This is a genomic window from Novosphingobium sp. (genome assembly GCF_032093395.1).
Taxonomy (GTDB): Bacteria; Pseudomonadota; Alphaproteobacteria; order Sphingomonadales; family Sphingomonadaceae; genus Novosphingobium.
The window spans coordinates 1-12,086 of the sequence record NZ_DAMDBA010000112.1 but is presented as its reverse complement, the minus strand read 5'-3'; the positions used below and the strand labels follow the sequence as shown (position 1 = coordinate 12,086).

The 12,086-nt window shown below is 60.7% G+C and carries 13 protein-coding genes, 1 tRNA gene and 1 pseudogene; 11 read left to right on the top strand and 4 right to left on the bottom strand.

Going from position 1 to position 12,086, the window contains the following annotated elements:
- Positions 1 to 259: pseudogene (locus tag RT424_RS22595) on the bottom strand (ribonuclease D); the annotation flags it as partial.
- 81 nt (positions 260 to 340) lie between these two features.
- Positions 341 to 559 carry a hypothetical protein gene (locus RT424_RS22590; RefSeq protein ID WP_313442827.1) on the bottom strand — a complete coding sequence of 73 codons (219 nt, stop codon included), beginning with the start codon at positions 557 to 559 and terminating at the stop codon, positions 341 to 343.
- 233 nt (positions 560 to 792) lie between these two features.
- Here RT424_RS22590 and aspS point away from each other — a divergent pair, with 233 nt between their 5' ends.
- From aspS to mltG, 4 genes are all read left to right on the top strand, one after another.
- Positions 793 to 2,577 (top strand): aspartate--tRNA ligase, encoded by a 1,785-nt coding sequence (aspS, locus tag RT424_RS22585; protein ID WP_313442829.1) that lies wholly within the window; start codon positions 793 to 795, stop codon positions 2,575 to 2,577.
- Between the two features lie 240 nt (positions 2,578 to 2,817).
- On the top strand, positions 2,818 to 3,054 hold the full coding sequence (locus RT424_RS22580; protein WP_007013838.1) for an acyl carrier protein: 237 nt from the start codon (positions 2,818 to 2,820) through the stop codon (positions 3,052 to 3,054).
- A 186-nt stretch (positions 3,055 to 3,240) separates the two neighbouring features.
- The gene (gene fabF / locus RT424_RS22575) at positions 3,241 to 4,500 is read left to right on the top strand and encodes a beta-ketoacyl-ACP synthase II (RefSeq protein ID WP_313442825.1); all 1,260 of its coding nucleotides are present in this window, start codon (positions 3,241 to 3,243) and stop codon (positions 4,498 to 4,500) included.
- 20 nt (positions 4,501 to 4,520) lie between these two features.
- Positions 4,521 to 5,495, top strand: a complete 975-nt coding sequence (mltG, locus tag RT424_RS22570) for an endolytic transglycosylase MltG (protein ID WP_313442822.1) — start codon at positions 4,521 to 4,523, stop codon at positions 5,493 to 5,495.
- A 9-nt stretch (positions 5,496 to 5,504) separates the two neighbouring features.
- Here mltG and RT424_RS22565 read toward each other — a convergent pair whose 3' ends face one another.
- Positions 5,505 to 5,915 (bottom strand): sugar transporter, encoded by a 411-nt coding sequence (locus RT424_RS22565; protein WP_313442820.1) that lies wholly within the window; start codon positions 5,913 to 5,915, stop codon positions 5,505 to 5,507.
- Here RT424_RS22565 and RT424_RS22560 point away from each other — a divergent pair.
- From RT424_RS22560 to RT424_RS22535, 6 genes are all read left to right on the top strand, one after another.
- Entirely contained in the window at positions 5,914 to 6,048 is a 135-nt protein-coding gene (locus RT424_RS22560) for a hypothetical protein (protein WP_313442819.1), read from the top strand. The two genes, RT424_RS22565 and RT424_RS22560, sit on opposite strands and share 2 nt — an antisense overlap.
- Complete coding sequence (locus RT424_RS22555) at positions 6,038 to 6,580, top strand: 2'-5' RNA ligase family protein (RefSeq protein ID WP_313442817.1); 543 nt, start codon at positions 6,038 to 6,040, stop codon at positions 6,578 to 6,580. Before RT424_RS22560 ends, RT424_RS22555 begins: the two co-directional genes overlap by 11 nt.
- A gap of 108 nt (positions 6,581 to 6,688) precedes the next feature.
- Positions 6,689 to 6,765: transfer RNA gene (locus tag RT424_RS22550), tRNA-Met, on the top strand.
- A 201-nt stretch (positions 6,766 to 6,966) separates the two neighbouring features.
- Complete coding sequence (locus RT424_RS22545; protein ID WP_313442815.1) at positions 6,967 to 8,340, top strand: phage integrase central domain-containing protein; 1,374 nt, start codon at positions 6,967 to 6,969, stop codon at positions 8,338 to 8,340.
- A 466-nt stretch (positions 8,341 to 8,806) separates the two neighbouring features.
- A complete protein-coding gene (locus RT424_RS22540) occupies positions 8,807 to 9,253 on the top strand; it encodes a hypothetical protein (RefSeq protein WP_313442813.1) in 447 nt (148 codons plus the stop codon).
- Between the two features lie 198 nt (positions 9,254 to 9,451).
- Positions 9,452 to 9,850: a hypothetical protein gene (locus tag RT424_RS22535; protein WP_313442811.1), complete on the top strand. Its 399-nt coding sequence runs from the start codon at positions 9,452 to 9,454 to the stop codon at positions 9,848 to 9,850.
- 68 nt (positions 9,851 to 9,918) lie between these two features.
- On the opposite strand, the gene chrA is transcribed toward RT424_RS22535, so the two are convergent.
- The gene (gene chrA, locus RT424_RS22530) at positions 9,919 to 11,133 is read right to left on the bottom strand and encodes a chromate efflux transporter (protein WP_313442809.1); all 1,215 of its coding nucleotides are present in this window, start codon (positions 11,131 to 11,133) and stop codon (positions 9,919 to 9,921) included.
- A gap of 314 nt (positions 11,134 to 11,447) precedes the next feature.
- Between chrA and RT424_RS22525 the strand changes: the two genes are divergently transcribed.
- Positions 11,448 to 11,738: a hypothetical protein gene (locus tag RT424_RS22525; RefSeq protein ID WP_313442807.1), complete on the top strand. Its 291-nt coding sequence runs from the start codon at positions 11,448 to 11,450 to the stop codon at positions 11,736 to 11,738.
- The last annotated feature ends 348 nt before the right edge of the window (positions 11,739 to 12,086 follow it).

The window sequence follows — 12,086 nt, the reverse complement described above, 5'->3', positions numbered from 1 at the left end:
GGCCCCCCGCGTGGAAGACTTTAAGGACGTCCTCGTTGTCGGTGAGCAGGTCGAGCAGCGGGGTCATGTCGAGCCCCTCTGCCATCGGGTCGATCGCGGCCGCTTCCTCGGTATTGGCGATCTGCACCAGGCAGAGTTCGGGCCAATAGGTGTTCTCGCGCATGAATTCAGTGTCGACCGCCACGAAATCGGATTTCGCAAGGCGTTCGCACAGCGCGGCGAGGTCGTCGGTCTTCGTTATCAGCGGATGGATTTTCATTTCGATCGTCGCGGTAACGCGAAGCGGGCGGCGGATCAATGTTTCCCGCTCGTCATATTCTCCGACAAATGACGAATCTGCCTATTTGCGGCGCAAGCGACCCAGGATCCGGCCCAGAAGGCTCGGCGCGGGGCCTGCCTGGAGTTCGGCGATGCTCTCGGCCGTGATCAGGCGATGGCGAAGCTGGGAGCCGGTGACGTGGATGCCGGGCGGGGGAAGGTGCCAGGCCTGCGGGCCTTCTTCGGCCCGAGCTTCCTCCCCGGCGGCTTCAGAAATCTGCGTGTCGTCCATGCGATCCATTGGCGAAACCCGTTTTGCCGCAGAGTGTAAGATGCAATGGTTTATTTCGGGTTAGCGCGTGTTCGGATTTCAAGGGTCTCGCGCGGAGGCGCGATGATTTGAGGCCGGGCGAGGGCGCGCGCGGTCTTTCGCGCCTCCGTGCGAAACCCTTTCTCTTCTGGAAATCGCCGCGCCACTCGACTAGGGGCCTCGGCTTGCAACTCAATTCCGATCAGAAGAAGCGCGAGCCCGCCATGACTCATCCCTATCGCTCCCACACCTGCGGCGCCCTGACCGCTGCCGAGGTCGGCCAGACCGTTCGCCTCTCGGGCTGGGTGCATCGCAAGCGCGATCACGGCGGCGTCCTCTTCGTCGACCTGCGCGATCATTACGGCATGACCCAGGTCGTTGCCGACACCGACAGCGCAGCGCTGGAACTGCTCGATTCGCTGCGTGTCGAATCGGTGGTGACGATCGAGGGCGTGGTGAAGGCCCGCACCGAATCGACGGTGAACGCCAACCTCGCCACCGGCGCGATCGAGGTTTATGCCCGCTCCGCCACGGTGATCAGCCGCGCCGAGGAGCTGCCGATGCCGGTGGCCGGCGAGCAGGAATATCCCGAGGATATCCGCCTGCGCTATCGCTTCCTCGACCTGCGTCGCGACACGCTGCACGCCAATATCGTCAAGCGCACGAAGATCATCTCGGACATGCGCCGCAAGATGGAAGGCATCGGCTTCACCGAGTATTCGACGCCGATCCTCACCGCTTCCAGCCCCGAAGGCGCGCGCGACTTCCTGGTGCCGAGCCGCATTCATCCCGGCAAGTTCTACGCGCTGCCGCAGGCGCCGCAGCAGTACAAGCAGCTGCTGATGGTCGCCGGTTTCGACCGCTACTTCCAGATCGCCCCCTGCTTCCGCGACGAAGACCCGCGCGCAGACCGCCTGCCGGGCGAGTTCTACCAGCTCGATCTGGAAATGAGCTTCGTGACGCAGGAAGAAGTCTGGGAAACCATGGAGCCCGTGCTCCAGAGCGTCTTCGCCGACTTCGCCGAGGGCAAGCCGGTGACGCCCGCCGGTGAATTCCGCCGCATTCCGCACGCCCAGTCGATGCTGGACTACGGTTCGGACAAGCCGGACCTGCGCAACCCGCTGATCATCAAGGACGTGACCGAGCACTTCGTCGAATCGGGCTTCGGCATCTTCGCCGGCATCGTCGCGAACGGCGGCGTGATCCGCGCGATCCCGGCTCCGGGCGCAGGCGCCGGCAGCCGCAAGTTCTTCGATGAGATGAATGTCTGGGCGCGCGGCGAAGGCTACTCCGGGCTCGGCTACATCAACATCAAGGACGGCGTCCCCGGCGGCCCGATCGCCAAGAACCACGGCGAGGAAAAGACTGCGGCGCTGATCGCGGCGCTGGGTCTCGGCCCGAACGACGGCGTGTTCTTCGCCGCCGGCAAGGAAGAGCAGGCCGCCAAGCTGGCCGGTCTGGCCCGCATTCGCACCGGCGAGCAGCTCGACCTGATCGACAAGGACCGCTTCGAGCTGTGCTGGATCGTCGACTTCCCGTTCTTCGAATGGGACGAGGACAACAAGAAGGTCGATTTCGCGCACAATCCGTTCTCAATGCCGCAGGGCGGCATGGAAGCGCTGGAAGGCCAGGATCCGCTGACGATCAAGGCGTTCCAGTACGACCTCGTCTGCAATGGCTACGAGATTGCATCCGGTTCGATCCGCAACCAGAGCCCCGAACTCATGGTCAAGGCCTTCGAGATGGTGGGCCTGACCAAGCAGGACGTGGAAGATCGCTTCGGCGGTCTCTACCGCGCCTTCCAGTACGGCGCTCCGCCCCACGGCGGCATGGCGGCCGGTGTGGACCGCATCGTCATGCTCCTTTGCGGTGCGCAGAACCTGCGTGAAATCACGCTGTTCCCGATGAACCAGCGCGCGGAAGACCTGCTGATGGGCGCGCCGAGCCCGGCCGAATCCAAGCAGCTGCGCGAACTGCACATGCGTGTGGTGGAACCGCAGAAGAACTGAGTTCGTTTTTCGTTTTTCCACCGGGCGGCGGGCCTCGGCTCCGCTGCCCAACCTCCACGATCCCGAAAACACTCCGAGCCAGCAACAATCTGGAAACGGGGGCGGGTCGTGGGTAAATCGGGCCATGGCGCTTTGGCGTCGTGATCCTATCTTGTGTGCGAGGCTTGCCAGCGCGGCCCCCAATCATTAGGGCGGCAGGCGAGATTCAGCACCTCGCGAATTTTTGAAGGGGTTTATTCAATGAGCGATACCGCCGATCGGGTTAAGAAGATCGTCGTCGAACACCTGGGCGTCGAAGCCGACAAGGTGACGGAAGAAGCAAGCTTCATCGACGATCTGGGCGCTGACTCGCTTGACATCGTCGAGCTGGTCATGGCGTTCGAAGAAGAATTCGGCGTCGAAATCCCTGACGATGCTGCCGAGAAGATCAGCACCGTTTCGGATGCCATCAAGTACATCGAAGAGAACAAGGGCTGAGCCCCGCTCTTCGGCTACTCTCGCGACTTTCGGCCTTGGGCCGGGTTGCGGGCGGCTGCGATCCCGGTTCATAACCGGATTGAACTCGACAGGCTCGACCTCTAAGGGGGCGGGCCTGTTGCCGTTTCTGCAGGCTGGTTCGCGCCAGCCGCAGGTTCGGCCAAATTGCTTTTTCGGAGAGCATGAATGCGTCGTGTTGTCGTCACCGGACTTGGTCTTGTCACCCCGCTTGGGGCCGACGTCGAGACCGCCTGGGCCAACATCCTTGCGAGCAAGAGCGGGGCAGGCCTGATCACCCGCTTCGATGCCTCGGACCAGAAGTGCCAGATCGCCTGCGAGGTGAAGCCGGCCGATCACGAGTATGGCTTCGACCCCAACAAGCGCGTCGATCACAAGGTCCAGCGCCAGGTCGATCCCTTCATCGTCTACGGCATCGACGCCGCGGGCCAGGCGCTGGAAGACGCCGGGCTGACCGACATGAGCGAGGAAGACAAGCTCATGGCCGGCTGCTCGATCGGTTCGGGCATCGGCGGGTTGCCGGGCATCGAAAGCGAATCGCTGGTGCTCGCCGAAAAGGGGCCGAGCCGCGTCTCGCCGCACTTCGTGCATGGCCGCCTGATCAACCTGATCTCCGGTCAGGTCTCGATCAAGTACGGCCTCAAGGGCCCCAACCACGCGGTGGTCACTGCCTGCTCGACCGGCGCCCACTCGATCGGCGACGCCGCGCGCATGATCAAGGACGGCGATGCCGACATCATGCTGGCGGGCGGCGCCGAATCGACCGTCTGCCCGATCGGCATTGCCGGCTTCGCGCAGGCCCGCGCGCTCAACAGCAGCTTCAACGACCGTCCCGAACAGGCCAGCCGTCCCTACGACAAGGATCGTGACGGCTTCGTCATGGGCGAGGGCGCTGGCGTCCTCGTGCTGGAAGAGTACGAACACGCCAAGGCGCGCGGCGCGAAGATCTACTGCGAAGTGATCGGCTACGGCCTGTCGGGCGATGCCTTCCACGTCACCGCCCCGGAGCCTACTGGCGACGGTGCCTATCGCTCGATGCAGATGGCGCTGAAGAAGGCCGGTCTGACCCCGGCCGACATCGACTACATCAACGCCCACGGCACTTCGACCATGGCCGACACCATCGAACTCGGCGCCGTGCGCCGCCTGTTCGGCGATGCCATCGGCAGTGTTTCGATGAGTTCGACCAAGTCGGCCATCGGCCACCTTCTGGGCGGTGCCGGTGCGGTCGAATCGATCTTCTGCATCCTGGCGCTGCGCGACCAGATCGTTCCGCCCACGCTCAACCTCGACAATCCGGACGAGGGTTGCGAGGGCGTCGACCTGGTGCCGCACGTCGCCAAGAAGCGCGAAGTGCGCGCCGTTCTGAACAACTCGTTCGGCTTCGGCGGTACCAATGCCAGCCTGGTGATGCGCAAGATCGACTGATCGAGAAGGACTGAGGGGCGATGATGTCGCGGCGCAACTGGATACTCGTCGCGGCCATCGGCCTCGCGGCTGTCATCGCCCTGTGGTCGTTCGTAGGCGGCTGGTACGGTTCCGGTCCCCTAAAGGAAGACCGCCATTTTCTGGTACCTGCCGGTGCCAGCCTCTCTGCGGTTGCGGAGCGACTGGAAAAGCAGGGCGTCGTGCGCAGCGCGCAGGGCTTCACCCTGCGCGCGCGCGTGTTCGGCGGTGGTGGCGCGATCAAGGCGGGTGAGTTCGCCATCCCCGCCCACGCCAGTGCTTCCCGTGTGCTTGCGATCCTGTCCAGCGACGATATGGTCCGGCGCTTCGTGATGGTGCCGGAAGGCATGCCCTCGATCATGGTCTACGAACGCCTCAAGGCGCAGGAGCATTTGAGCGGTGAAGTCTCGACGCCGGACGAGGGGTCCGTCCTTCCCGACAGCTACGCTTACGAGAATGGCGAGCCGCGCGCCGCCATCCTGCGGCGCATGCAGGCTGCCATGACGCAGACGCTCAAGGAGCTATGGGAAAAACGCGCGCCGGGCATCGCCGTCAAGACGCCCGAGCAGGCGCTTATTCTCGCCTCGATCGTGGAGAAGGAAACCGGAAAGCCGTCCGAACGGCGCATGGTGGCCGGGCTCTATTCGAACCGCGTGCGGATCGGCATGCCGCTCCAGGCCGATCCGACGATCATCTATCCGATCACGAAGGGCAAGCCGCTGGGGCGGCGGATTCGTCAGTCCGAGATTCGCGCGGTCAACGATTACAACACGTACACGATGAGCGGCCTCCCCAAGCATCCGATCACCAATCCCGGGCGCGAATCGATCGCGGCGGTGCTAAACCCGGCGAAGACGGACGCGCTCTACATGGTGGCGGATGGCACGGGCGGGCATGTCTTCGCCGCGACCCTGGCTGAGCACAACGAGAACGTCAAAAAGTGGTTCGCCATCCGCCGAGAGCGCGGAGAGATCTGAGACGGCGCTTTATTGAAGCGTGCCGTCTTGCCGCTTGCGCCAGGCATATATCGTCGATGCAAGCGCGATTCCGGCGATCAACAAGGGGAACAGCGCTGCCGAGGGGCCTTTTGCCCCCAGCAGGTCGAAGCCCAGGAAAGTCCAGCCGAACTGGATCACGACGGCTGTGAAGGACAGGGCGAACAGCGCCCAGGCCCATCCTCGCCGCATCAGCAGCACGATCGCGCCGATAGTGCCGCTGGTCACGGCGACGGCATAGGCGGCCCAGGCCCAGCCCGGCATTTCGCGAAACGCTTGAGCCTGCACCGGATCCTGGCGCGCAACTTCGTCGAGATTGGCCGTGGCTTGCATCAGGTAGGCAGCATCGCCCACCAGGTTCCACAGGAGGATCAGGACGGCGATGATACGGAACTTTCGCATGCCCGCTTCCTTTCGCATGACGGCGCGATCTTTTCCTGATTTTTGCCTCGGCGTCATCGACCTGGCAAGCGACCTTACAAGCATCTGGGCGGGCAGGGCATTGGAAATGAAGGAGCGGATGGATGAATCGTGAGGGTGAGTTCCTATCGCCCATCCGCAAGCAGGGCGCACCGCTGCTAGTGACGGCGGAACTGCCGGGGGATGTGCTGGAGTGGGCGGACGGCCTTCGCCGTGCGCACTATCCGCCGGAGCGAAACCATCTGCGGGCCCATGTTACCCTGTTCCATGCGCTCCCGCCGCGCGTGGAGGCGGAACTGCTTCAGATTCTCGGCGAACTCGCGCGGCAAAGGCCGCCTCAGGCGCGGATCGCCGGGTTGATGAAACTGGACAACGGCACGGCGATCGCGCTCGAATCGCCGGGCATGGTCGACCTTCACGGCGAGATAGCCGAGCGGATGCATGGGTTGTTGACCGATCAGGACAGCCGTCCGCTGCGTCTTCATATAACCGTCCAGAACAAGGTCGAACGGGCTGCTGCACGCGCCTTGCAGGCGGAACTTGGGCCTCAGCTCAACTCCGTCGGCTTCCGTTTCCGAGGTTTCGGCCTGCACGCCTGGGAGGACGGATTGTGGCGACCGATCCGCTCGATATCTTTTCGCGGCTGAACGCATTTTTGGGTGTTGACCGATGCCGACCTTGCCCCTAGAGGACGCGACCTGCCCAGCAGCGATGTAGGGCACCGGATCGAGCCGCTCAAGCAGCGGCCTTGGTTTGGCGGAGTAGCTCAGCTGGTTAGAGCAGCGGAATCATAATCCGCGTGTCGGGGGTTCGAGTCCCTCCTCCGCTACCAATCCCGCTTTTCAGCGGTAGTCCAGTTTTGTCCGCAGTCAGCCGCAGACGTCTTTTTTCAAAATAAAATCAGCTACTTATAGCGGTCACGTTGGGACGCTGGCGTCCGCTCGCGTCCATGCGGGACCGCCCACGTCGATTTGAATTGGGGGTGGAATTGGGGGTATTTTTTGCCGACACCCCCAACAGGCGATACCCCCAGATGGCTCTCAAGGAACTCGAAGCGAAATATGCGGCCATTAGAAGCCGCGCGTACAAGCTGACGGACGGCGGTGGATTGCATCTGTTCGTGCAGCCAAACGGTTCGAAGCTATGGCGGATGAAGTACCGATTCGGCGGCAAGGAAAAGCTCTTGAGCTTCGGGAAATATCCCGACGTTCCGCTCGCCGCGGCGCGGACCAAGCGTGACGAGGCAAGGGTGTGTCTTGCCGAGGGCCGTGATCCAGCGGTGGTACTAGCCGAGGAGCAGGAGGTTGCGGAGCGCACCTTCGAAAAGGTGGCCCGCGCATGGCACGACAATCGCTCGGACGGCCTAAATGCTGCTCACGCCAAACGGGTGCTGAGTCGGATGGAAAGCGATGTCTTCCCTATGATCGGCCACCGACCGCTCACCGAGGTCTCTGTTAGCGAGATTCTGACCATGATCAGGAAGATCGAGGCGAGGGGGGCACTCGATATCAGCCGGCGCGCTAACCAGTGCGTGAGTCAGGTCTATCGGTTTGCGATCGCCAACGGATGGGCGCGCGAGAACCCTACTGTTCATTTGCTAGGTGCCCTCAAGCCCCGGCCGCGCGTGAAGCACATGGCTCGTGTCCCGCTACAGGAAGTGCCGGACCTGGTTCGAGCCATCGCGGGGTACGATGGCGAGGATGGAAGCCGAAGGCGTGATCGAACTCGCGACGCCATGATGTTCACCCTGCTTACCTGGGCCCGAACTGGCGAGGTTCGATTTGCGGTCTGGAGCGAGATCGAGAACCTGGATGGAGAGCAACCTGCATGGAGGGTGCCGGCGGAGCGCATGAAGAAAAAGCGGGAGCACCTCGTGCCGTTATCGTCTCAGGCCGTTCTGATCCTCAAGCGCCGCATGCAGCTGACAAAGGTGACGCCTGGAGAATTCATCTTCCCTGGAGACCGCGAGGAAACCGTCATGTCGGAGAACACCATGCTCTACGGCTGCTACCGGATGGGATATCGAAGCCGTCAGACGATTCACGGTTTTCGGGCTTTGGCATCGACTTGGGCAAACGAATCGCAAAATTATCGATCGGACTGGATCGAATTGGCTCTGGCTCACGTGGAGGATGATACCGTCCGTGCTGCCTACAACAGCGCGCAGCATTTTATGCAAAGGGCGGCGATGCTTCAGGATTGGGGCGACTATGTCGATGCGTGCGGTCGGTCGGAGAACGATGACGCAGCATTTTCGAGTGTGAACCGGAATGGCATTTCCGACGATCATGAACGACGGCTGCGTGGCGCGGAGCGACAAGGCAATTTGCGGCTCGTCCAGCAGAGCTTGGAAACCGGAGGCAACATCATCAAATTTCCGGGACGTTCCCGTTGCGGCGACAATTGAGCTGTCCATACGGAAACGCTCATCTTTGAGCATGATCGTTGAACTGCTGCCTCAAGGCGAAAAACTAGTTGCTTCTCGACCAATTTGAGAAGCGGCCTGTTTCGACCCAGGTCCGGGCTTTCATCGCTCACCTGAAGAATGGCGGGGTCCGCCGCTAGCGGTCGTTCGCCGGCATATGATTGACGAGATCGGCTAATGACCGGTTTCAGGCGAACGGCCTTTGCCTTGGACCGGCAGACATGGGTGGCATGGCGGTCATTGCCGCAATCGTGAGCGAAGGTCTGCCATCCGAAGTTTCGGTTCAAAAGCCGTCCTTCTGGACACGCCGACATTGTAGTCGTTCTTAAATCTGCGACCGATGTGCTAATCGCCAAGCATGTGGAAGCGCGGTTTACTCATCGGAATAGGGGCACCGCTGGCCTCGATCCTCATTGTCATCGCGGTAGTGTGGCCGTTGACGATCTTCTTGAGCTACGGTTTGGCGCCATGCCAAAGCGATAATTTGATGCAAACGATAAGCCGTATTGCGCTTCCTCTTGCGTTCTTGGCGGCAGCCCGATTGCTTATTCAAGCGTGTCGTAAAAACTCATGGCAAGCTTTCAGTGTGGCGCTTGTTATCGTAGCTGCTTTTATTTCTCTGACGGCGCTGGCTTATCGATATAACGATAGGGTGCAAAGTCAGTGCACCAAGAGAGACTGGAGTGAAGCTGCAAAATATTGTAAGGCTAACGTGCAATACTATCGGCGCAGCACCGATAAATATGGGTTTGAAGTTTATACCCTGCAAGCGCCGGGTACGACGGACGATGCCTGGCGCTGCCTGCAGCGTTGGAAAACGCACAATGGCGTAGTTTCTCTTGAAGTAGACGAAAGCGTCTACGAAGCCGCAAGAGCGAGTCATTCTGCGAATTGAGAATCGTCCGTTTCCCCGACATCGATGCCGTAGCGCTCGAAGCTGGGACGGCTTGAAGGCCGCCGTTCATTCCCTACAAATTGGATGACTGACTTGGGGCGGATCCTGACTGGCTGGGAATTGCGACGATCTGGGGAGAAGCTGTCTTACGGCTCACGCCCCGTTGCGGATATGCAGGTCTTCTGAAATGCCGCACCGATGACGATTGTTGATTGTGACTGGAGCCTTTCCAACCCCGGACCGGATGAACTCGTTGTCTGGCTTGAGCCATGGGCTGAAGAGTTTGTGATCCCGATTCAATCGAATGTCGCGTTGAAGGCATCAGGTGATGTCGGAGAGTGTGGTGTGGGTGACATCGAGTGGGCATCGGATCACGTTGTCGTATGGGCAAATGCGAAAACCATTGAAGTGTTCATCGATGGCCAGCGTCAGGATTCTGCTTCGGCAATCGTGGCAATTCCTAACGGCCTGAGCAAAGATATGCTGAGCATCTTATTTGCGGGTCAACCGTCCGCCCGCCTCGGAGGCGTGGACAGTCGCGTAGTCAATCGGGCGTCTTGGAGGGGGTGTCTGCGACGTCTATTCCGCTTAAACTGATGTCCGCGGACCACTCTCTTGCTCCGAAATCCTGCCGGATCGTAAGCGTCCCAATCCGGACCTGAGAGCTATGAGAACAGGATCCATCCCGTGACTGCGCCTACCGCTATGGTTGCGGGCGTCACGCATGGCCCTTTAAACCGCCAAACCAAAAGGAGGGCAGCCGCGAACAGACAAATTGGCAGGAAGTAACCCGAAAATCGGGCACCGGTCGCCTGGCAAAGTTGCAGGAACGTCGCCGCTATAATTCCGACTACTGCTGCGGCAATGCCCTCCAGGGCTCGGTGGAATGCAGGGTTCTCGACGACAGCTTCAAGCCTCTCGAACAGGACAAGGGAAAAGGCGAAGGCCGGGAGAAACATACCTGCCGTGATGGCTAACGCCCCGGTAAAACCGCCTGCGACGTAGCCCACGAAAGTAGCGAAGATCACCAGTGGCGCGGGCAGTACCCCGGCCAGCGCAATGCCGTCGATGAACGTTGCATCGCCGATCCAGCCACGCCCCACCGTATCGGCCCGAACATAGGGAATGGCAGTATAGGCCCCTCCAAACGTCAACAGCCCGCCTTTGAGACCTGCAAGGAACAACGCGAAGGCAGTTATGGAGGCTTGCCCGGATGCCTTCACCAGTGGGGATGGCGATGCATCCACATGAACCAACACTGCCAGCGCGAAAGCCCCGGCTACGACCGACGCCACCGCTAAAGCTACAGGGCGATGCGACACGGTGTAGGCAAGCCCGCCAGTCACGAGAGGAATCCAGAACGGCACGCCGATCAGCGTTACGACCAGGCTCGCGGTCGCGACCATGCCAAGCAGCCAGTTCTCCACGATGTGCTGCCCGATCCGCATGACCGCGCGCAAGATGATGGCAAGAACGACGATCTGGATGCCAAGAAGCACGCCCGAAAGTCCGGCATCGCTAGCCACCCACGTAACGTATGCCCAGCCTGCAATCAGCATGAGCAGGAGGCCCAGCAACATGAAGCCCAGCCCGGCGAGCAATCCGCCGAGCCGTCCGCGGGCGATCATTCCCATGTGGACGCACAGCTCATGCGCTTCAGGTCCGGGCAATGCCTGCAGGACTGCGAGGAGGCGGTTGAACCGTGCCTTGTCGATCCAACGTTCGTTCTCGACCAGCACTTGCCGGAGCATTGCAATCTGGGCGACCGGGCCGCCGAACGCGAGTGCGCCGAAGCCGAGAAACTTCAGGAACAAGGCCATCAATGTCATAGGTGGTGGCGAAGCTTCGACCGGCGATACCGCGGCAGTTTCGTTCATCATCCAAACGCTCCCTCGACGCAATCGCGACGGATGGAGCGGACTTGGACGAAACCGTCTGAACGGGCGTCCGCGTATGCCCGTGGATCAGCCTATCGCCCGCGTGTCTTTTCAAGTCAAGGTCCGCTCCCCACCTCTCAAGCCGAAATCCTGCTGGATCGTGAGCGCCGCTAATCGGTCGTTTGCTTGAGATAATGTGACGGATCATCCGGGTAACTTGTGGGTTATTTTTACATCACATCAAGAAGGCTGATTTGATGAACTGGTACCGATCCATACTTGTCACTACGATAGCCTTGATAACGTCGGGCGCAGCTATGGCACAGGATCATAATTATGTTCCCGGTTGGGCGGACACGCACAACCGTCGCTATAAGGGCAATAGTGACGGCGAATGGGCGGCCAAGACTGAGCTTTTCAAGGAGCTGGGGTCTGCCGGTCCCGAGGCGCGTTGCACACTCAAGAACTTGTCCGAGCCTGATGGCAACTTTATCGTGAACCGCTATCGCAGTCTAAGCCGGAAAACCAGTGAAAGCGCTGCGCTTCGCTGGGCGCAAGGACAAGTTGCTTTGCACCATCGGCAAATGACGAGCATCGGAAAGTGCTGAGCATGCCCGGCAGCTCATCGGCAGTTGCCCGCAATCATCCCAGTTCAAGGCAATCCAATTACAGCCAACAGATTCCTGGGACTATGCGGGGGTATTTTATGGTAAGTTATTTTTAAAACGGTGGTTTAAAACGAGAAAATAGAGCAATGTGAATTCCCTTCACCCGCTCTATTTCCCCTTCTGCGATCCACCGGCTAGATATAGCGTGGGATCGGACCCCACTGTCGGGTCTGGTTGGGCAGCTGGACCATCACCTCGTCGATGTAGCACCAGCCCCAGCCTTCGGGTGGGTCGTAGCCTTCGATAATCGGGTGGCCGGTTTTGTGGAAGTGCGCGTATGCGTGGCGG

Excerpts from the sequence above, each read along its gene's own strand:
- RT424_RS22560 (WP_313442819.1), top strand. The coding sequence starts at position 5,914 with ATGCCCGCTTCCTTTCGCATGACGGCGCGATCTTTTCCTGATTTTTGC.
- RT424_RS22545 (WP_313442815.1), top strand. The coding sequence starts at position 6,967 with ATGGCTCTCAAGGAACTCGAAGCGAAATATGCGGCCATTAGAAGCCGC.
- mltG (WP_313442822.1), top strand. The coding sequence starts at position 4,521 with ATGATGTCGCGGCGCAACTGGATACTCGTCGCGGCCATCGGCCTCGCG.
- RT424_RS22525 (WP_313442807.1), top strand. The coding sequence starts at position 11,448 with ATGGCACAGGATCATAATTATGTTCCCGGTTGGGCGGACACGCACAAC.
- fabF (WP_313442825.1), top strand. The coding sequence starts at position 3,241 with ATGCGTCGTGTTGTCGTCACCGGACTTGGTCTTGTCACCCCGCTTGGG.
- RT424_RS22535 (WP_313442811.1), top strand. The coding sequence starts at position 9,452 with ATGACGATTGTTGATTGTGACTGGAGCCTTTCCAACCCCGGACCGGAT.
- RT424_RS22555 (WP_313442817.1), top strand. The coding sequence starts at position 6,038 with ATGAATCGTGAGGGTGAGTTCCTATCGCCCATCCGCAAGCAGGGCGCA.
- aspS (WP_313442829.1), top strand. The coding sequence starts at position 793 with ATGACTCATCCCTATCGCTCCCACACCTGCGGCGCCCTGACCGCTGCC.
- RT424_RS22565 (WP_313442820.1), bottom strand. The coding sequence starts at position 5,915 with ATGCGAAAGTTCCGTATCATCGCCGTCCTGATCCTCCTGTGGAACCTG.
- RT424_RS22580 (WP_007013838.1), top strand. The coding sequence starts at position 2,818 with ATGAGCGATACCGCCGATCGGGTTAAGAAGATCGTCGTCGAACACCTG.
- RT424_RS22590 (WP_313442827.1), bottom strand. The coding sequence starts at position 559 with ATGGATCGCATGGACGACACGCAGATTTCTGAAGCCGCCGGGGAGGAA.
- chrA (WP_313442809.1), bottom strand. The coding sequence starts at position 11,133 with ATGATGAACGAAACTGCCGCGGTATCGCCGGTCGAAGCTTCGCCACCA.